Genomic DNA, 17,146 nt, shown 5'->3' with positions numbered 1-17,146 from the left:
TCAGTGATTATTTCAAAGCGCCGTCTGCCGCCATGAGTCTTGTCTTTCCGCACACCTTCGTTCCATGGTTCAGGTCGGTGGCGCCGTACATCCACGCGCACCGCGGCAAGACCTTCGTGGTGGCCATTGCCGGAGAGTTGGTGGCGGCCGGCAAGCTTTCAACCTTTGCGCAAGACCTCGCCATTCTCCACGCCATGGGCATCAAGCTCGTGCTGGTGCACGGGTTCAGGCCGCAGGTGGAAGAGCAGCTCGCGCTCAAGGGGCATGTTTCGCAGTACAGCCATGGCATGCGGGTGACCGACGCGGTGGCGCTCGACTGCGCCCAGGAGGCCGCCGGCCAGATGCGCTACGAGATCGAGGCGGCATTCTCGCAGGGCCTGCCCAACACCCCGATGGCGCACAGCGAGATCCGGGTGATCTCGGGCAATTTCATCACTGCCAGGCCGGTCGGCATTCTCGACGGGGTGGACTTCCAGCACACCGGCCTCGTTCGCAAGATCGACGCCATCGGCATCCGCCGGGCAATCGACTTCGGCTCGCTCGTGATGGTGTCCCCCTTCGGATTCTCCCCCACCGGGGAAGCGTTCAACCTCAGCATGGAAGACGTGGCCTGCAGCGCGGCGATCGCGCTTCATGCCGACAAGCTCATCTACGTGACCGAGGTGAAGGGCATCCCGCTCGACCCGGCGGACCCGCAAAGCGAGATCGACACCGAGCTGGCCCTGGCCGACGCCAAGAAGTTGCTGGCCAACCTGCCCGACCCCATCCAGCCGACGGACACCGCCTTCTACCTCGAGCATGCCGTGAAGGCCTGCGAAGGAGGCGTCGAGCGGGTGCACATCGTGCCGTATTCGGTGGACGGCTCGGTGCTGATGGAGTCCTTCACCCACGACGGCGTGGGCACCATGATCGTCGACGAGAAGCTCGAAAGCCTGCGCGAGGCCACGGCCGACGACATCGGCGGCGTGCTGCAGCTGATCGAACCCTTCGAGCGCAACGGGACGCTCGTCAAGCGAGACCGCACCGAGATCGAGCGCGACATCGGCCTCTATACCGTGATCGAGCACGACGGCGTGATCTTCGGCTGCGCGGCGCTCTACCCTTATCCCGATGCGCGCACCGCGGAAATGGCTGCACTCACCGTTTCCCCCAACGTGCAAAGCCAGGGCGATGGTGAGCGTATTCTCAAACGTGTGGAGCAGCGTGCGAAGATGATGGGGCTGCAAAGCATATTCGTGCTGACCACGCAAACCATGCACTGGTTTCTCAAGCGCGGCTTTGCCCAGGTCGACCCCGACTGGCTTCCTGAGGCGCGCAAGCGCAAATACAACTGGGATCGCCGCTCGCAGGTGCTGGTCAAGAAACTCACCTGAAGCACGACCTGCTTCCCCTCATTTCCATTTCACTTTCGCAGGAACATCACCATGGCTCGCAACGTCCAATGCGTCTACCTCAAGAAGGAAGCAGAGGGTCTTGATTACGCCCCCTATCCCGGCGACCTCGGCAAGCGCATTTACAACGAGATCAGCAAGGAAGCCTGGGCGGCCTGGATGAAGCACCAAACCATGCTGGTCAATGAAAACCGCCTCAATCTCGCCGACCAGCGGGCGCGCCAGTATCTTGCGCGTCAGATGGAGCGGTTCTTCTTCGGCGAAGGCGTCGAGCAACCTGCAGGCTACGTGCCCCCGTCGGCCTGAGCGACACGTGGTCGCCCGGACCGCGAACGCAGCGGGCGGGCCGCATGGCCAGCCTGACACGTTCGGCTCAAGCCTGGCGAAACCGTTGCGGCGGACGACTGGCCACGGGCATCCTGAACGCCGAGTCCCGCCGCCTCCGTCCGTCCGGCAAGTCGTACCGTGGCAAGGTTGCCTTCAACTGTTTGCCAAAACCCGTGATGACCGGCCCGCGCCATGTCGAAATGGGGTATTCCCTTCGGGGATCAGATAGTTTTTCGGACCCCTCGGGAATTACCTGTCCTGCCTTCCAAAACGGTAACGTAGAATCTGCGGCTGCGCAGCGCAGTGCTGCCCTCTTTGACCGGAAGGAATAATTCATGAGCACGCTTCAAGACTTGCTGGCCCGCAAGGCGGCCCTGGAACAGGAAATCGAGAGCACGCAGAAACGTGAGCGCAACGATGCCATCGCCAAGGTCAAGGCGCTCATGTCCGAATACGGGTTGACGGTCGCCGACCTGCAGACGCGAACCACTTCGCGGGCCGGTGCACCGAAGGGCGGAAAGGTTGCCGCCAAATACCGCAACGCGGCCACCGGCGACAGCTGGAGCGGCCGGGGATTGCAACCCAAGTGGTTGAAAGCGGCACTCGCCTCTGGCAAGAAACTGAGCGATTTCGCCGTCTGACACCGTTTCACCGCATTACCCTCGCAGAAGATCGCCGCCCTTTCGGGCGGCGTTTTTCCTTGAGGGCGCTGTCGCCAGCACCGCCCGGCAACGCAGCCGATAGACTCCACCCGTGATCCCTCCCAGTTTTGTCCAGGACCTCCTCTCGCGCGTCGACATCGTCGAGGTGGTGGGCCGCCACGTGCAGCTCAAGAAGGCCGGCATCAACCACAAGGGACTGTGCCCCTTCCACGGCGAGAAGACGCCGAGCTTCACCGTCAGCGCGACGCGACAGACCTACCACTGCTTCGGTTGTGGCGTGCATGGCAACGCCCTGGGTTTTCTCATGGCCTATTCCGGCATGGGGTTTCTCGACGCCGTGCGCGACCTGGCCCAGCAGGTGGGCATGGCCGTCCCGGAAGACGACCGTTCACCCCAGGAACGCGAGCGCGCCGCGGCGCTCAAGCAACGCCAGGCAACGTTGAGCGACGTGCTGCACAAGGCGAGCGACCATTACCGCAAGCAGCTCAAGGCCAGCCCCCGGGCCATCGACTACCTCCGCGGGCGCGGGCTCACCGGCGAGATCGCCTCGGCCTTCGGCCTGGGCTATGCCCCCGACGGCTGGCGCGGCCTCGCAAGCGTGTTCCCGCACTATGACGACCCGCTGCTCGAGGAAAGCGGCCTCGTCATCGCCACGGGCGAGAACGAGGCGGAGCGCAAGCGCTACGACCGCTTCCGCGACCGCATCATGTTCCCGATCCGGTCGGTTCAGGGAGAGGTGATCGGCTTCGGCGGACGGGTGCTCGACAAAGGCGAACCGAAGTACCTGAACTCGCCGGAAACGCCGGTGTTCATCAAGGGCCGCGAGCTCTACGGCCTGCACGAGGCGCGCGCCGGCCTGCGCAAGCGCGGCTACGCGCTGGTCGTCGAGGGGTACATGGACGTCGTCGCGCTCGCGCAGCTCGGGTTTCCGAACGCAGTGGCCACGCTGGGGACGGCCTGTTCGGCGGAGCACGTGCAGAAGCTCTTTCGCTTCACCGACGCGATCGTCTTCAGCTTCGACGGTGACGCGGCCGGCCGCCGGGCCGCCGGCCGCGCGCTGGAAGCCGCCCTGCCCTTCGCCACCGACACCCGCTCGGTGCGCTTCCTCTTCCTGCCGCCCGAGCACGATCCGGACTCCTATGTGCGCCAGCACGGCCCCGAGGCCTTCGAGGACTGCGTGAGCAAGGCCGTGCCGCTGTCCAAGCAGCTGCTCGAGGCGGCCCGCGAGGGATGCGACCTGAGTGCCGCCGAGGGCCGCGCCCGCCTTCTGGCCCAGGCCAAACCCATGTGGCATGCGCTGCCGGAGGGCGCGCTCAAGATGCAGCTCCTCGGTGAACTCGCAACTGCGGCCGGCCTGTCGGGGGACGACCTCAACCGGCTTTGGCAGGCCGGTGCGCCCGCCCGTCCCCGCCCGCAGCGCGAGCGGCCGCCCGACGACGACATTCCGCCGGACGACGCCTGGTTCTCCGAGGCGCCGCCCGACGCCGGCCCTGACCGGGCCCCGAGCCAGCGTCCGCCCCGCAAACCCTGGGTCGACCGGCCTTTCACCGGGCGGCGCCGGCCGCCCCCGGAGCCGGGCTCGGGCCTGCCACGGGCGCAGCCGAACAGCCCGGCCGATTCCGCCGTGCGCCTGCTGCTGCTGCACAGCGACTGGTGGGAGCAGCTCGACGCCGACGACCATGAGCTGCTCCACGAGCTGCCCGCACCCCACGGGCCGCTCTGTGCCTGGATGGAGCGCCACGTGCTCGAACATGGCGCCCCGGCCTGGGCGGTCTGGGAGCAGGCCCTGCAGGAAACGGAATGGGCCGATCTGGCGCAGCGGCTCGTCACGGCCGAGGTGCTCCAGGACGACATGCAGTTCACCGACCTGCGGCGGGTGCTCGACGGCATGTGGGTGCGTCGGCTGCAGCACCTGCAAGACGACCTGATTCAGCGCGCGGCCACCGATCCGGCCGCGCTTGCCCAATGGCGGGAGGTCGACGCCCATCGACGACGCCGGCTTCAGGCCCTGTCGCTCGCGCGCTGAAACGCGCTCCACCGCGCACGAGTTCCTTTGACGCGACACGATTTGTCGCCGATAATCAAGGGTTTGTTACGGCGCAAGAGTGACAGCAGCACCTCCGGGCCCCGGCCACCCTTTGAACCAGGGTCCCCACATCGGCCACCCTTCCCCGCAAGGACTGCGCTTCTTTGGATGATCACGCGAGTCTTGCCTGTTTCATGCCTGCCCCTGGCCGGCCCGATTTCCATCGGTCGGCCCGGTGGGCTCGCCCGTTGCCGTTCCCAATGACAAGAAATGTGAGCTTGCCGCTTGTTTTGCGTGCAGGCGGACACCACCTTGTCCTCCGGACCCGCAGCGTCGCGACTCCCGCATGAAGCCGTGATGCCCACCACCATTCGAGGATTTGCATGACTGCGAAGAAGAGCGCCCCCGCCAAAGCCCCCAAGGCCGCCACGGCAGAGCCCGAAGAGAAGAAGAAACCGGGCCGCCCGGCCAAGGTCGCTGCCACCACCGAAGCCAAGGGAAAACCTGGCCGCAAGCCCAAGGCCGGCGCCGCCGCCAAGGAAGAGCTGCCCGAGGAAGACTTCTCCGACATCGAGGCCGACCTCGCCGGTGAACCGGACGCGGAAGTCGCCGAGGCGGGCGATGGCGAGAAGGTCGCCAAGGCCAAGCCCCTGCGCATGAAGGTGTCGCGGGCGAAGGAACGCGCCCTCATGCGCGAGTTCGGCCTGGACGAGACCGCGCTCACCGAAGAGGAAGTCGCCAAGCGCCGCCAGGAGCTCAAGACCCTCATCAAGATGGGCAAGACGCGTGGTTTCCTGACGCACCAGGAAATCAACGATCACCTGCCCGAAAAGCTGGTCGACGCCGAAATCCTCGAAGCCATCGTGTCGATGCTGAACGACATGGGCATCGCGGTGTACGAGCAGGCGCCCGACGCCGCCACGCTGCTGATCGCCGGCGGTGGCACCACCACGGCCACCGAGGAAGAGGCCGAGGAAGCCGCGGAAGCCGCCCTGTCCACCGTCGACTCCGAGTTCGGCCGCACGACCGACCCGGTACGCATGTACATGCGCGAGATGGGCACGGTCGAGCTGCTGACGCGTGAAGGCGAGATCGAGATCGCCAAGCGCATCGAAGGTGGCTTGCAGGCCATGATGCTCGCCATCAGCGCCTCGCCGACCACCATTGCCGAGATCCTCACCTACGCCGACAAGATCGCCTCCGGCGAGATGAAGATCTCCGAGGTGGTCGATGGCTTCGTCTCCGAAGACGAGGCCGACGACTACGTGGCCGAGGAAGACGTCGACTTCTTCGACGAGGAAGACGACGACGACGGCCAGGGGGGCAGCAAGGCCCTCACCAAGAAGCTCGAAGAGCTGAAGAACGCCGCGCTCGCCAAGTTCGCCGAGCTGCGCATCAACTTCGACAAGATGCGCAAGGCCTTCGAGAAGGACGGCTACCAGTCGCCCGCCTACAACAAGGCGCAGCAGGCCATCAGCGACGAGCTGATGACCATCCGCTTCACCGTCAAGACCATCGAGAAGCTGTGCGGCATCCTGCGTTCGCAGGTGGACGACGTGCGCCGCTACGAGCGCGAACTGCGCAAGATCCTGGTCGACAAGTGCGGCATGCCCCAGGACTACTTCATCAAGAACTTCCCGCCCAACCTGCTCAACCTGAAGTGGGCCGAGAAGGAAGTGGCGAGCACGAAGCCCTACAGCGCCATCCTGTCGCGCAACCTGCCTGCCGTGCAGGAGCTGCAGAAGAAGCTGACCGACCAGCAGGCGCGCGCGGTGGTGCCCCTCGATGACCTGAAGGGCATCAACAAGCGCATGAACGAGGGCGAGAAGTCCTCGCGCGACGCCAAGAAGGAAATGATCGAGGCCAACCTGCGCCTCGTGATCTCCATCGCCAAGAAGTACACCAACCGCGGCCTGCAGTTCCTCGACCTGATCCAGGAAGGCAACATCGGCCTGATGAAGGCGGTGGACAAGTTCGAGTACCGCCGGGGCTACAAGTTCTCGACGTACGCGACGTGGTGGATCCGCCAGGCCATCACCCGCTCGATCGCCGACCAGGCGCGGACCATCCGCATCCCGGTGCACATGATCGAGACGATCAACAAGATGAACCGCCTGAGCCGCCAGCACCTGCAGGAGTTCGGCTTCGAGCCCGACGCGCCGACGCTTGCGGAGAAGATGGAGATCCCCGAGGACAAGATCCGCAAGATCATGAAGATCGCCAAGGAGCCGATCTCGATGGAAACCCCCATCGGCGACGACGACGACTCCCACCTGGGCGACTTCATCGAGGACACCAACAACACCGCGCCGATCGAAGCCGCCATGCAGGCCGGCTTGCGCGACGTGGTGAAGGACATCCTCGACAGCCTCACCCCGCGCGAGGCCAAGGTGCTGCGCATGCGCTTCGGCATCGAGATGAGCACGGACCACACCCTCGAGGAAGTGGGCAAGCAGTTCGACGTGACCCGCGAGCGCATTCGCCAGATCGAGGCCAAGGCCATCCGCAAGCTCAAGCACCCGAGCCGATCGGACAAGCTGCGGACCTACCTCGACAACCTCTGAGTCTCCAGTCCGCCGCTACATCAAGCCCCGGCGATCTCGCCGGGGCTTTTTTGTAATTGTTGCCATAAACTTCACGGCATGACGCAGATTCTTCAGCGTACCGTCCTGTTTGCCGACCTCCGCGGCAGCACGTCGTTGTACGAAACCCTGGGCAATGCCGAAGCCACCACGGTCGTGACCCAGAGCGTCGGGCTGGTCGCGCAGATCGTGCACAACGCCGGCGGCAGCGTCGTGAAGACGCTGGGCGACGGCCTGATGGCGGTGTTCGAGGATCCGACGGCTGCCGTGATGGCGGCCGACGAGATGCACGACTCCATGGACCGCATCACGCCGCTCGCGACCAGCACGCGGGCGGCCACCCAGCGCACGCCGGTGCTTCGCCTGCAGGTCGGCATCGCCCAGGGCGAGGTGATCGCCATGTCGGGCGACTGGTTCGGCGACGCGGTGAACGTCGCGGCCCGCTTGCTCGATCACGCCGGGGACAACGAGATCCTGGCCACCGTGAGCGTCGTGAGCCACCAGCCACCGGAGATTCGCCAGCGCTTTCGCAGCCTCGACCGCGTGCAACTGCGCGGCCGCGTGGAGCCGGTGCATGTGTTCCTGCTCGAGGGTCGTCGGTTCAGCGACACGGCGGCCACCGCTTACGGCGAGCTGCCCCCTGCGGCGAACGAGCCCGAAGGCATCCGCCTCGTCTGGCTCGACATGAACCGCATCTACGCCGGCCCGTCCCTGCCGGTGGTACTGGGGCGCAGCCCGCAGGTCACGTACTGCATCGACGACTCACGCGTCTCGCGCTCCCACGCGCGCATCGATTGGCACGGCGGCGCCTTCCAGCTCACCGACCTCAGCTTCAACGGCACGTATGTGCGCTTCACCGGGGGCTCGGAGATCGTGGCCCTGCGCCGCGGCACCTGCACGCTGCATGGGAGCGGCACGCTGGGCCTCGGCGCCCCACCCACCGACCCGACGGCACCGCTCGTCCGCTTCGAGGTGATGAAGTTCTCCGACACGCAGCCGCAGGTCGACTTCGGTTGAGCCGCGCTGCGTGCTCAGCAGCCGAGCGCGATCGCCAATCGGTCCAGATCCTCGAACACATGGTACGGCGCCTTGAGGGCCGGTGCGCCTTCCGCTGACCCACCGCGGCGCAGCCACACCGCTTGCAAGCCGGCATCCAGCGCGCCCGTCACATCGAGCACGAGGTCGTCGCCCACGTGCAGCACGTCGGCCGGCGCTTCGCCGAGGCGCTCGCAGGCCGCATGGAAGATGCGGGGATCTGGCTTGGCCACGCCGAATCGGCTCGCACTGATGTTCTCCTGGAACAGGCCGTCGAGCCCCACGCGTGCCAGGTCGGAGTTGCCGTTGGTGACGGCGATCAGGGGATAGCGCTGTGCGAGCCGTTCGAGTGCGGCGCGCGCATCGTCGAAAAGGACGACCTGCTGGCGGGCCTCGAAGAACACCTCGAAGGCGGGCTCGGCAAGCGCGGCATCGTCCCCGGCCCGGGACAGCGCCTCGCGCAGGCTCTCGCGACGCATGCGGCTCAGGTCATGCGCCCACTCGGGCGAGCGCAGGGCCACTTCATTGCGCAGCGCCCGCAATCCGGCGGGATCGAACCGGTCTGCGGTCGCGGGGGCGTGCTGGCCGAGCCAGTCGTGAAGCACCTGCTCCGCCCGCTCGATGGTCGGCCAGATCGGCCACAGGGTGTCGTCCAGGTCGAAGCTGAGGGCGCGCGGCGGATCGATGCGCGGCCGGGCCGACTCAGGGGGATTGCTAGCCGTCATAAAGGACATTCTCCGCTACATTGACCGCATGCCGCCCACCCTGCTGCCCGGGGATGCGCCCGGACAGTTGGATCTCCTGCGCGAGATGCGCATCCTCGACTCCGGCCCCGAGCCCGCCCTCGACGCCATCACCCGCCTGCTGCACCTGCAGTCCGCACGACCCATCGTGCTGCTGTGCCTGATCGACGCCGACCGCATCTGGGTCAAGTCCGCCGTCGGCTGGCCCACCGGACCGATGGCGCGCGATGCGGTGCTCTGCGAGACGCTGCTGGGCAGCGCGTCGCTCGCCGAAGTGGAGGACGCTTGCCTTCACGACCGCCTCGCCGCACACCCGCTGGTACGCGGTGCCCCTCAGCTCCGCAGCCTGGCCAGCATGCCACTGCGAGTGGACGGGCACCGGGTCGGCGCGCTGTGCGCCATCGGCCTGGCGCCCGGTGCGCTCTCCGAGGCCGGTCGGGCGGCCTTGGCGGAGCTCGGCACCGTGAGCGAAGAATTGCTCCACGGGCGCCTGCGGGAACGCCAGCTGCGTCGGCAGGCGGCGCGGGTCCGAAGTGCCAGCCTGTCCAGCAGCGACTGGCTTTGGGAGACCGACCACGAAGGCCGCGTGACATGGGTCTCCGAGAGCATCGAGGGCCACACCGGCCGACCCGCCAGCACCGACATCGGCCTGACCATGGCGCAGATCAACCGTCGCAGCCCCGTCGACGTGAGCGGGTCCTGGGACCGCTTCCTCGCCGCGCGCAGCCGTCTGGAACCGTTCAAGGACCTCATCACGGACCGGCCGACGCCCAAGGGCGTGGTGGTCACGCGCATCAGCGGCGCCCCGGTCTTCGACGGTGAAGGGTTCTTTCGCGGGTATCGGGGTGCCACGAGCAACATCACCGAGCAGCTCAAAGCGCAGAACACGGCGCGCGAAGCGGAGCAGCTGCTGAGCGACGCACTCGATGCGCTGGTAGCGGGCGTGATGATCACCGACCCGCACGGTCGGGTGATCCGTTCCAATGCCGCGTGGCGAGGCCTCCTGAGCAAGGGCCCGCGGCTCGAGGGCATGAGCTGGCCCGACATGGTTCGCGCCATGACATCGCGAGGCGACTATCCCGATGCGGTCGGCCAGGAGGAAGCGTTCGTCCGTTGGCGCCTGGGCATCGTGTCCTCCGAAGGCGCCCAGCACGAGCTGCGCTGGCGCGACCGCTGGCACCTCGTGAGCGCCCGCCGCCTGCCCAGCGGCAATGTGGTTCACCTGTCGATCGACATCACGGACCGCAAGCAGGCCGAACTGGCGCTGGCCGCACGCGAGTCCGAGCTCCGTGAGTCCCGGCAGCGCCTGGCCGCGGTCCTTCAGGCCGTGCCGGACCTCTGGTTCGTGATCGACGGACAGGGACGCTTCGTCGAGTGCAGCACCCCCGGGCACCCTTCGCTGGTTCGCGACTGGAACGACTTGCAAGGCCAGCACTTCGGCTCCGGCATGTCCGCGGCCCGGGCGGAGGCCGGCATGGCCGCCATCCGGCGGGCCCTGGAGACCGGTGAGGTCCAGCGCCACGAGTACCCGCTGCGAACCCGTGACGGCACAAGCCGCTGGTTCGAAGCCCGGGTATCGCCGATGCCCGACGGTCGCGTGCTCTACGTGAGCCGGGACCTCACCGAACTGCGCTCGCTGGAGCGCGACCTGGTCCTGATGAAGCGGGCGGTGGAGGCGGACGCCGCGCTGCCCATGTGCGTCTGCGACGCCACCCAGGCCGACCTGCCGATGATCTACGTGAACCCGGCCTTCGAGACGCTGAGCGGGTACAGCCGCGACGAGCTGCTGGGCCGCAATTGCCGCATGCTGCAAGGCCACCTCACGGCGCAAGCCGGCATCGAGGTCCTGCGCCGCGCCATGGCGGCGGGTCGCGAGTCCAGCGTCGTGCTGGAGAACGTGCGACGCGACGGCACGGTCTTCACCAACGCCTTGCACATCGCCCCGGTGTTCGATGGCGCAGGCGCCCTCACCCACTACATCGGCGTGCTGCACGACGTCACGGGCCAGACCCGCGCGGCGGAAAAGCTTCGCCTGAGTGAGGAGCTCTATCGCTCTGTGGCCGCGGCCATCAGCGATGGCCTCGTCGTCGTGACGCCCACACTCACGGTGATCGCCGTCAATGCCGCCGCGTGCGCCGTGCTCGGTGTCGACGACACCGCGATCGTCGGCAGCACCCGGCCCTGGCCCTTCGAGTTTCTGGCGGCCGACGGCGGTCCGCTGGCCCACGAGGCTCATCCCGTGCGCCGCATCGCCCGGGGCGGCCGTCCGCTCTCCCGCGAGGTCCACGCACTGCGCAGGCCGGACGGCCAGCGCAGGTGGATCGAACTCAACGCACATCCGCTGCAGATGGGGCACAAGGGCACGCCGCTCTCCATCGTGCTGACCTTCCGCGACATCACGCAGCAGCGCAGCGCCGAGCAGGCGCTGGTGGCCGCCGAGGAACGCTGGCACTTCGCCCTGGAGGGGTCCGGTGACGGAGTGTGGGACTGGGACACCGAGGCCGGCGTCGTCTACTACTCCCCACGATGGAAGCGCATGCTGGGGCATGACGACAGTGAGCTCAGCGATACGCTGGAGGAGTGGCGAACGCGCGTGCACCCCGACGACCTGCCCCGCGTGATGGGCGAACTGCAGCGGCATCTGCGCGGTGAGACCGCGGTGTACCAGTCGGAACACCGGATGCGCCATCGCGACGGCAGCCTGCTCTGGGTGCTGGACCGCGGCAAGGTGGTAAGCCGCGGCGCGGGCGGCCAGCCACTCCGGGTGGTCGGCACGCAGTCCGACGTGACGGGCGCGCGACAAGCCGAGCAGGCCCTTCGCGACAAGCAGGCGGCCGAACTGGCCAGCGCGGCGAAGTCGCAGTTCCTGTCGCGCATGAGCCACGAGATGCGCACGCCGCTGAATGCCGTGATCGGGTTCGCCCAACTCATGCGGATGACGCAGGGGGGCGGTCCGGGCACCGAGCTGGGCGCCTACGCCGAGCATGTGCTTGACGCCGGCGAGCACCTGCTCGCGCTCATCAACGACGTACTCGACCTGCAGAAGGTGGAGGAAGGCGCGATGGCGCTGTCCTTGTCCCCCATCGCACTCGACGAGATCGTCTTGCGCACGCTCGAGCTGCTGCAACCGGCGGCCGCAGCGCGCAACGTCACCTTCGACAACCGGCTCGCGCGGGACATCTGGGTGCGCGCCGATGTGCAACGGCTGCGTCAGATCGTGCTCAATATCGCGTCCAATGCGATCAAGTACAACCACCCGGGTGGCACGGTCCGCGTGAGTGTCGAATCGTCGACACAGTCGCACATCATCATGGCGATCGAGGACACCGGCCCCGGCATGACAACGGACCAGATGGCCCGGCTCTTCCAGCCGTTCGAACGGCTAGGCAGGGAAACCTCCAACATCGAAGGCACCGGGCTCGGGCTCATCATTGCACGAAGCCTGGCCCGGGCCATCGGCGGACGGCTGGAGGTCAGCAGCACGGCCGGCGAAGGAACCCGCGTCTCGATCGAATTGCAACGGGCCGAGGCCCCGGACACACCCCAGCATCACCCGACATCCATGGCAGCGAGCGAAGACACCCCTCCCTCCGCGCAGTTGCCGCTGCGCATGCTCTACGTCGAGGACAACCGGATCAACGCCATCCTCTTCGAGGGCGCTCTGCGCATGCACAACAGCAACGTCGAGTTGCGCGTCGCCGAGGATGGCGCGGAAGCCATCGCCCTGGCCCGCGAGTGGACGCCGGAGGTGCTGGTGCTGGACGCCCACCTGCCCGGCATGTCCGGCTTCGATGTGCTTCAGCAACTGCGACAGCTCCCGGGGCTGGACACCGCCCCGGCCTACATGTGCTCGGCCGACGCCATGCCGGAGGACGTGCAGCGCGCCTACGAGGCGGGTTTCATCGGCTACTGGACCAAGCCGATCGACATCTCCGCCATGCTCAGCGACATCGACCGGATCGCCGACCGCGTGCGCGGCACGGCCCCTCGCACCTGAAGGCATTCACCGCCCGGCGGCGAGCACGGTGGGCCCGGCCGCCCGATAATGGCGGCTCACCCTCCCGGAGCAGTTCCACTCGATGCGTTTCGCCCCCGAACCCGCGCGCCGCCACGATCAGGCCGACCAGACCGCCGTGCTGCTGTGCAACCTCGGCACCCCCGATGCGCCCACCCCGTCGGCCGTGCGCCGATTCCTTGCCGAATTCCTGGGCGACCCCCGGGTGGTCGAGATTCCCCGGCTTGCCTGGCTGCTGATCCTGCATGGGGTCATCCTGCGCGTTCGACCGCGCCAGTCCGCCGCCCGCTATGCCAGCATCTGGACCGCCGAAGGCTCCCCGCTCACCACCTGGACCGTGCTGCAGGCGCGCCGCCTGGCCGGCAACCTGGGCGAACGCGGGCACCGCGTGCTGGTACGCCACGCCATGCGTTACGGCAGCCCGTCGGTGGCCGAGGTGATGAACGAGCTCAAGGCCGCCGGCGCCACCCGGGTGCTGGTGCTGCCGCTCTACCCCCAGTACGCCGCATCGACGACCGCGAGCGTGGTGGACGCCGTGCTGGGCTGGGCGCGTCGCACGCGCAGCCTGCCCGAGCTGCGCTTCATCAACCACTTCCACGACCATCCCGGCTACATCGCTGCCCTCGCCAAGGGCATTGCTGACCACTGGAGCGCCAACGGCCGCCCGGAGCGCCTGGTGATGAGCTTTCACGGCGTGCCCAAGCGCAGCCTGATCCTGGGTGACCCGTATCACTGCGAGTGCATGAAGACAGCGCGACTGGTGGCTGAACGCCTCGGGCTTGCGGCAACCGACTACATCGTCACCTTCCAGAGCCGCCTGGGCCGCGCCGAGTGGTTGCAGCCCTACACGGAGCCCACGCTGGTGGCCCTCGCCGGCCAGGGGGTGCGTCGGGTCGATGTCGTCTGCCCGGGATTCACGAGCGACAACCTCGAGACGCTCGAAGAGATCAACCAGGAAGCCCGCGAGGCATTCCTCAAGGCGGGAGGTACGAGCTTCGGCTTCATTCCCTGCCTGAACGACCAGACCGAGTGGCTGGCCGCCCTCACCGACATTGCCGAGCAGCACCTGCAGGGCTGGGACACTCGCAGCCCGCCGGACCCGCAGGCCCTGGCGGCCCGACGGGCCCGTGCGCTCGCCCAAGGCGCCGCCGCCTGAGCACGGGCGGCATCACAGCTTCCAGGAGGCCTGCATGAGCAACGCTCCAGAGACCGTGCGGCTCGACAAGTGGCTCTGGGCTGCGCGCTTCTTCAAGACGCGCAGCCTCGCCACCGAGGAAATCAGCCGCGGCCGGGTGCAGGTGAACGGCCAGGATGCCAAGCCTTCGCGCGATGTCCGTGTGGGAGACCGCATCGATCTGCGGCACGGCACCGACTTGCGCAACATCGTCGTGCGTGGGCTGAGTGCCATGCGGGGGCCGGCGCCGGTCGCCCAGGCGCTCTACGAGGAAACGCCCGAGAGCATCACCCGCCGAGAGGACGCCGCGCGCCGCCGCCGGGAAGCCCCCGAGCCCTCGTTGTCCATCGACCAGGGGCGCCCTACCAAGCGCGACCGCCGCCAACTCGCCGACTGGAATCGCTGGAGCGCCACGAAGGAGTGACGGCGCCTCCTCGCTACCCGAAAGCGCCCCGGCCCGCACACGGCTGTTAAATTCCCCCGTTTCCGCTCTTGAAACATCGCGGCTCGCACCCAGATGCGGTGCAGTTCCACGAGGTTCACCCATGCAAAACGAACAAAATCCTTTGGAAAATCAAGACGTTGCCCACGAAACCGCTTCCGCCGCCGAGGGCACTGCCGCAGCCCCTGCAGCCGACCTGGAAGCCCGCCTGGCCGAGATGTCCGACGCCTACCTTCGCGCCAAGGCCGAGGGCGAGAACATCCGCCGCCGCGCCGAGGAAGAGGTTGCCAAGGCCCGCAAGTTCGCCGTCGAGGGCTTCGCCGACAGCCTGCTGCCCGTGAAGGACAGCTTGGAGGCGGCCATCGCCATTCCGGCCGCAACGCCCGAGCAGCTCCTCGAGGGCGTCCACGCCACGCTGCGCCAGCTGGCCGCAGCGCTTGAGCGCAACAAGGTGGTCGAAATCAATCCGCCCGCAGCCACCCGCTTCGACCCGCACCAGCACCAGGCCATCAGCGTCGTGCCCGCGGAGCAGGAAGCCAACACGGTGGTGACGGTCTTGCAGAAAGGCTACCTCATCGCCGACCGCGTGCTGCGCCCGGCCCTGGTGACGGTCTCGGCGCCCAAGTGAACGTGGCCGGCGCCTGCTTCATCGCGACGCCCGCCCTTGAAATCGGCCCGTTGATCCACACCTCGGGCACATCTGAATTCCAAAGTTAGCAGGAGAAGAAAATGGGAAAAATCATCGGCATCGACCTCGGCACGACCAACTCGTGCGTCGCGATCATGGAGGGCAACACCACGCGCGTGATCGAGAACAGTGAAGGTGCGCGCACCACGCCGTCGATCATCGCCTACCAGGAAGACGGCGAGATCCTCGTCGGTGCTTCGGCCAAGCGCCAGGCCGTCACGAACCCGCGCAACACGCTGTACGCCGTGAAGCGCCTGATCGGCCGCAAGTTCACCGAGAAGGAAGTGCAGAAGGACATCGACCTGATGCCCTACAAGATCGCGCAGGCCGACAACGGCGACGCGTGGGTCGAAGTGCGCGGCCAGAAGCTGGCCCCGCCGCAGGTCAGCGCCGAAGTGCTGCGCAAGATGAAGAAGACCGCCGAGGACTACCTGGGCGAGGCGGTGACCGAAGCCGTCATCACGGTGCCGGCCTACTTCAACGACGCACAGCGCCAGGCCACCAAGGATGCCGGCCGCATCGCCGGCCTGGACGTCAAGCGCATCATCAACGAGCCGACCGCGGCCGCCCTCGCCTTCGGCCTCGACAAGACCGAAAAAGGTGACCGCAAGATCGCCGTGTACGACCTGGGCGGCGGCACCTTCGACGTGTCCATCATCGAGATCGCCGACGTGGACGGCGAGAAGCAGTTCGAAGTGCTGTCGACCAACGGCGACACCTTCCTCGGTGGCGAGGACTTCGACCAGCGCGTGATCGACTACATCATCGCGGAGTTCAAGAAGGAGCAAGGCGTCGACCTGTCGAAGGACGTGCTGGCCCTGCAGCGCCTGAAGGAAGCGGCCGAGAAGGCCAAGATCGAACTGTCGAACAGCGCCCAGACCGACATCAACCTGCCGTACGTGACGGCCGATGCCTCGGGCCCGAAGCACCTGAACATCAAGCTGACCCGCGCCAAGCTCGAGTCGCTGGTGGACGAGCTCATCGAGCGCACCATCGCCCCGTGCCGCACCGCCATCAAGGATGCCGGCATCTCGGTGAGCGACATCGATGACGTCATCCTCGTCGGTGGCATGAGCCGCATGCCCAAGGTGCAGGAGAAGGTCAAGGAGTTCTTCGGCAAGGACCCGCGCAAGGACGTCAACCCGGACGAAGCCGTCGCCGTGGGCGCGGCCATCCAGGGCCAGGTGCTGGGCGGCGAGCGCACCGACGTGCTGCTGCTCGACGTCACCCCGCTGTCGCTCGGCATCGAGACGATGGGCGGCGTGATGACCAAGATGATCAAGAAGAACACGACCATCCCGACCAAGTTCGCGCAGGTCTTCTCGACCGCCGAAGACGGTCAGCCGGCCGTGACCATCAAGGTCTACCAGGGCGAACGCGAGATGGCCTCGGGCAACAAGAGCCTGGGCGAGTTCAACCTCGAGGGCATTCCGCCGGCACCGCGCGGTACGCCGCAGATCGAGGTGAGCTTCGACATCGACGCGAACGGCATCCTGCACGTCGGCGCCAAGGACAAGGGCACCGGCAAGGAAAACAAGATCACCATCAAGGCCAACTCGGGCTTGAGCGAAGCCGAGATCGAGCAGATGGTCAAGGACGCCGAGATGAACGCGGCCGAGGACAAGAAGAAGCTTGAACTCGTGCAGGCCCGCAACGCGGCCGACTCACTGATCCACAGCGTGCGCAAGAGCCTCGGCGAACACGCCGACAAGCTGGACGCGGGCGAGAAGGAGAAGATCGAGTCCGCGCTGAAGGACGCCGAGGAAGCGCTCAAGGGCGACGACAAGGCCGACATCGAGGCCAAGACCGAAGCCCTGATGACCGCGAGCCAGAAGCTGGGCGAGAAGGTGTACGCCGACGCGCAAGCCGCGCAGGCGGCAGCCGGCGGCGCGGCTGGCGGCGACGGCGCTCCGCAAGGTGCATCGGCGGCCGGCTCGGCTCCGGCGGACGACAACGTCGTCGACGCCGAGTTCAAGGAAGTGAAGGACTCGAAGTAATCCGGCACGGCCACCGTCCGGGGGCGTGCGGCCACCGCCGCGCGTCCCGCGTCTCCCCCGTGCG

Annotated in this window: 12 protein-coding genes; 11 read left to right on the top strand and 1 reads right to left on the bottom strand. The window is 67.2% G+C overall.

Annotated elements, in window-relative coordinates:
* Positions 1–32 precede the first annotated feature (32 nt).
* The 6 genes from argA to ACSQ2F_RS07860 all read left to right on the top strand — a co-directional run bounded on the left by argA (position 33) and on the right by ACSQ2F_RS07860 (position 8,005).
* Positions 33–1,373 carry an amino-acid N-acetyltransferase gene (gene argA, locus ACSQ2F_RS07885; RefSeq protein ID WP_436021472.1) on the top strand — a complete coding sequence of 447 codons (1,341 nt, stop codon included), beginning with the start codon at positions 33–35 and terminating at the stop codon, positions 1,371–1,373.
* Between the two features lie 51 nt (positions 1,374–1,424).
* Positions 1,425–1,697, top strand: coding sequence for an oxidative damage protection protein (locus ACSQ2F_RS07880; RefSeq protein ID WP_436021470.1), 273 nt, complete (start codon positions 1,425–1,427; stop codon positions 1,695–1,697).
* A gap of 374 nt (positions 1,698–2,071) precedes the next feature.
* A complete protein-coding gene (locus ACSQ2F_RS07875; protein ID WP_436021468.1) occupies positions 2,072–2,359 on the top strand; it encodes an H-NS histone family protein in 288 nt (95 codons plus the stop codon).
* A gap of 112 nt (positions 2,360–2,471) precedes the next feature.
* Positions 2,472–4,406, top strand: coding sequence for a DNA primase (dnaG, locus tag ACSQ2F_RS07870; RefSeq protein WP_436021466.1), 1,935 nt, complete (start codon positions 2,472–2,474; stop codon positions 4,404–4,406).
* Positions 4,407–4,789: 383 nt separating this feature from the next.
* A complete protein-coding gene (gene rpoD / locus ACSQ2F_RS07865) occupies positions 4,790–6,970 on the top strand; it encodes an RNA polymerase sigma factor RpoD (RefSeq protein WP_436021464.1) in 2,181 nt (726 codons plus the stop codon).
* Positions 6,971–7,048: 78 nt separating this feature from the next.
* On the top strand, positions 7,049–8,005 hold the full coding sequence (locus ACSQ2F_RS07860) for an adenylate/guanylate cyclase domain-containing protein (protein ID WP_436021462.1): 957 nt from the start codon (positions 7,049–7,051) through the stop codon (positions 8,003–8,005).
* Between the two features lie 14 nt (positions 8,006–8,019).
* On the opposite strand, the gene ACSQ2F_RS07855 is transcribed toward ACSQ2F_RS07860, so the two are convergent.
* Positions 8,020–8,748, bottom strand: coding sequence for an HAD family hydrolase (locus ACSQ2F_RS07855; protein ID WP_436021460.1), 729 nt, complete (start codon positions 8,746–8,748; stop codon positions 8,020–8,022).
* Positions 8,749–8,776: 28 nt separating this feature from the next.
* Between ACSQ2F_RS07855 and ACSQ2F_RS07850 the strand changes: the two genes are divergently transcribed.
* The 5 genes from ACSQ2F_RS07850 (at position 8,777) to dnaK (ending at position 17,082) form a co-directional block, all read left to right on the top strand.
* A complete protein-coding gene (locus ACSQ2F_RS07850) occupies positions 8,777–12,763 on the top strand; it encodes a PAS domain S-box protein (protein WP_436021458.1) in 3,987 nt (1,328 codons plus the stop codon).
* 82 nt (positions 12,764–12,845) lie between these two features.
* The gene (hemH, locus tag ACSQ2F_RS07845; protein WP_436021456.1) at positions 12,846–13,937 is read left to right on the top strand and encodes a ferrochelatase; all 1,092 of its coding nucleotides are present in this window, start codon (positions 12,846–12,848) and stop codon (positions 13,935–13,937) included.
* A 34-nt stretch (positions 13,938–13,971) separates the two neighbouring features.
* Positions 13,972–14,379, top strand: a complete 408-nt coding sequence (locus ACSQ2F_RS07840; protein ID WP_436021454.1) for an RNA-binding S4 domain-containing protein — start codon at positions 13,972–13,974, stop codon at positions 14,377–14,379.
* A gap of 121 nt (positions 14,380–14,500) precedes the next feature.
* A complete protein-coding gene (grpE, locus tag ACSQ2F_RS07835) occupies positions 14,501–15,025 on the top strand; it encodes a nucleotide exchange factor GrpE (RefSeq protein WP_436021452.1) in 525 nt (174 codons plus the stop codon).
* A 101-nt stretch (positions 15,026–15,126) separates the two neighbouring features.
* Positions 15,127–17,082 carry a molecular chaperone DnaK gene (dnaK, locus tag ACSQ2F_RS07830; protein WP_436021450.1) on the top strand — a complete coding sequence of 652 codons (1,956 nt, stop codon included), beginning with the start codon at positions 15,127–15,129 and terminating at the stop codon, positions 17,080–17,082.
* Positions 17,083–17,146 lie beyond the last annotated feature (64 nt).

The organism is Rhizobacter sp. LjRoot28 (assembly GCF_964253025.1).
Lineage (GTDB): Bacteria > Pseudomonadota > Gammaproteobacteria > Burkholderiales > Burkholderiaceae_C > Rhizobacter.
This window is presented reverse-complemented; position numbering and strand designations above follow the sequence as displayed.

Excerpts from the sequence above, each read along its gene's own strand:
- argA (WP_436021472.1), top strand. The coding sequence starts at position 33 with ATGAGTCTTGTCTTTCCGCACACCTTCGTTCCATGGTTCAGGTCGGTG.
- ACSQ2F_RS07880 (WP_436021470.1), top strand. The coding sequence starts at position 1,425 with ATGGCTCGCAACGTCCAATGCGTCTACCTCAAGAAGGAAGCAGAGGGT.
- rpoD (WP_436021464.1), top strand. The coding sequence starts at position 4,790 with ATGACTGCGAAGAAGAGCGCCCCCGCCAAAGCCCCCAAGGCCGCCACG.
- ACSQ2F_RS07860 (WP_436021462.1), top strand. The coding sequence starts at position 7,049 with ATGACGCAGATTCTTCAGCGTACCGTCCTGTTTGCCGACCTCCGCGGC.
- ACSQ2F_RS07855 (WP_436021460.1), bottom strand. The coding sequence starts at position 8,748 with ATGACGGCTAGCAATCCCCCTGAGTCGGCCCGGCCGCGCATCGATCCG.
- ACSQ2F_RS07850 (WP_436021458.1), top strand. The coding sequence starts at position 8,777 with ATGCCGCCCACCCTGCTGCCCGGGGATGCGCCCGGACAGTTGGATCTC.
- hemH (WP_436021456.1), top strand. The coding sequence starts at position 12,846 with ATGCGTTTCGCCCCCGAACCCGCGCGCCGCCACGATCAGGCCGACCAG.
- ACSQ2F_RS07840 (WP_436021454.1), top strand. The coding sequence starts at position 13,972 with ATGAGCAACGCTCCAGAGACCGTGCGGCTCGACAAGTGGCTCTGGGCT.
- grpE (WP_436021452.1), top strand. The coding sequence starts at position 14,501 with ATGCAAAACGAACAAAATCCTTTGGAAAATCAAGACGTTGCCCACGAA.
- dnaK (WP_436021450.1), top strand. The coding sequence starts at position 15,127 with ATGGGAAAAATCATCGGCATCGACCTCGGCACGACCAACTCGTGCGTC.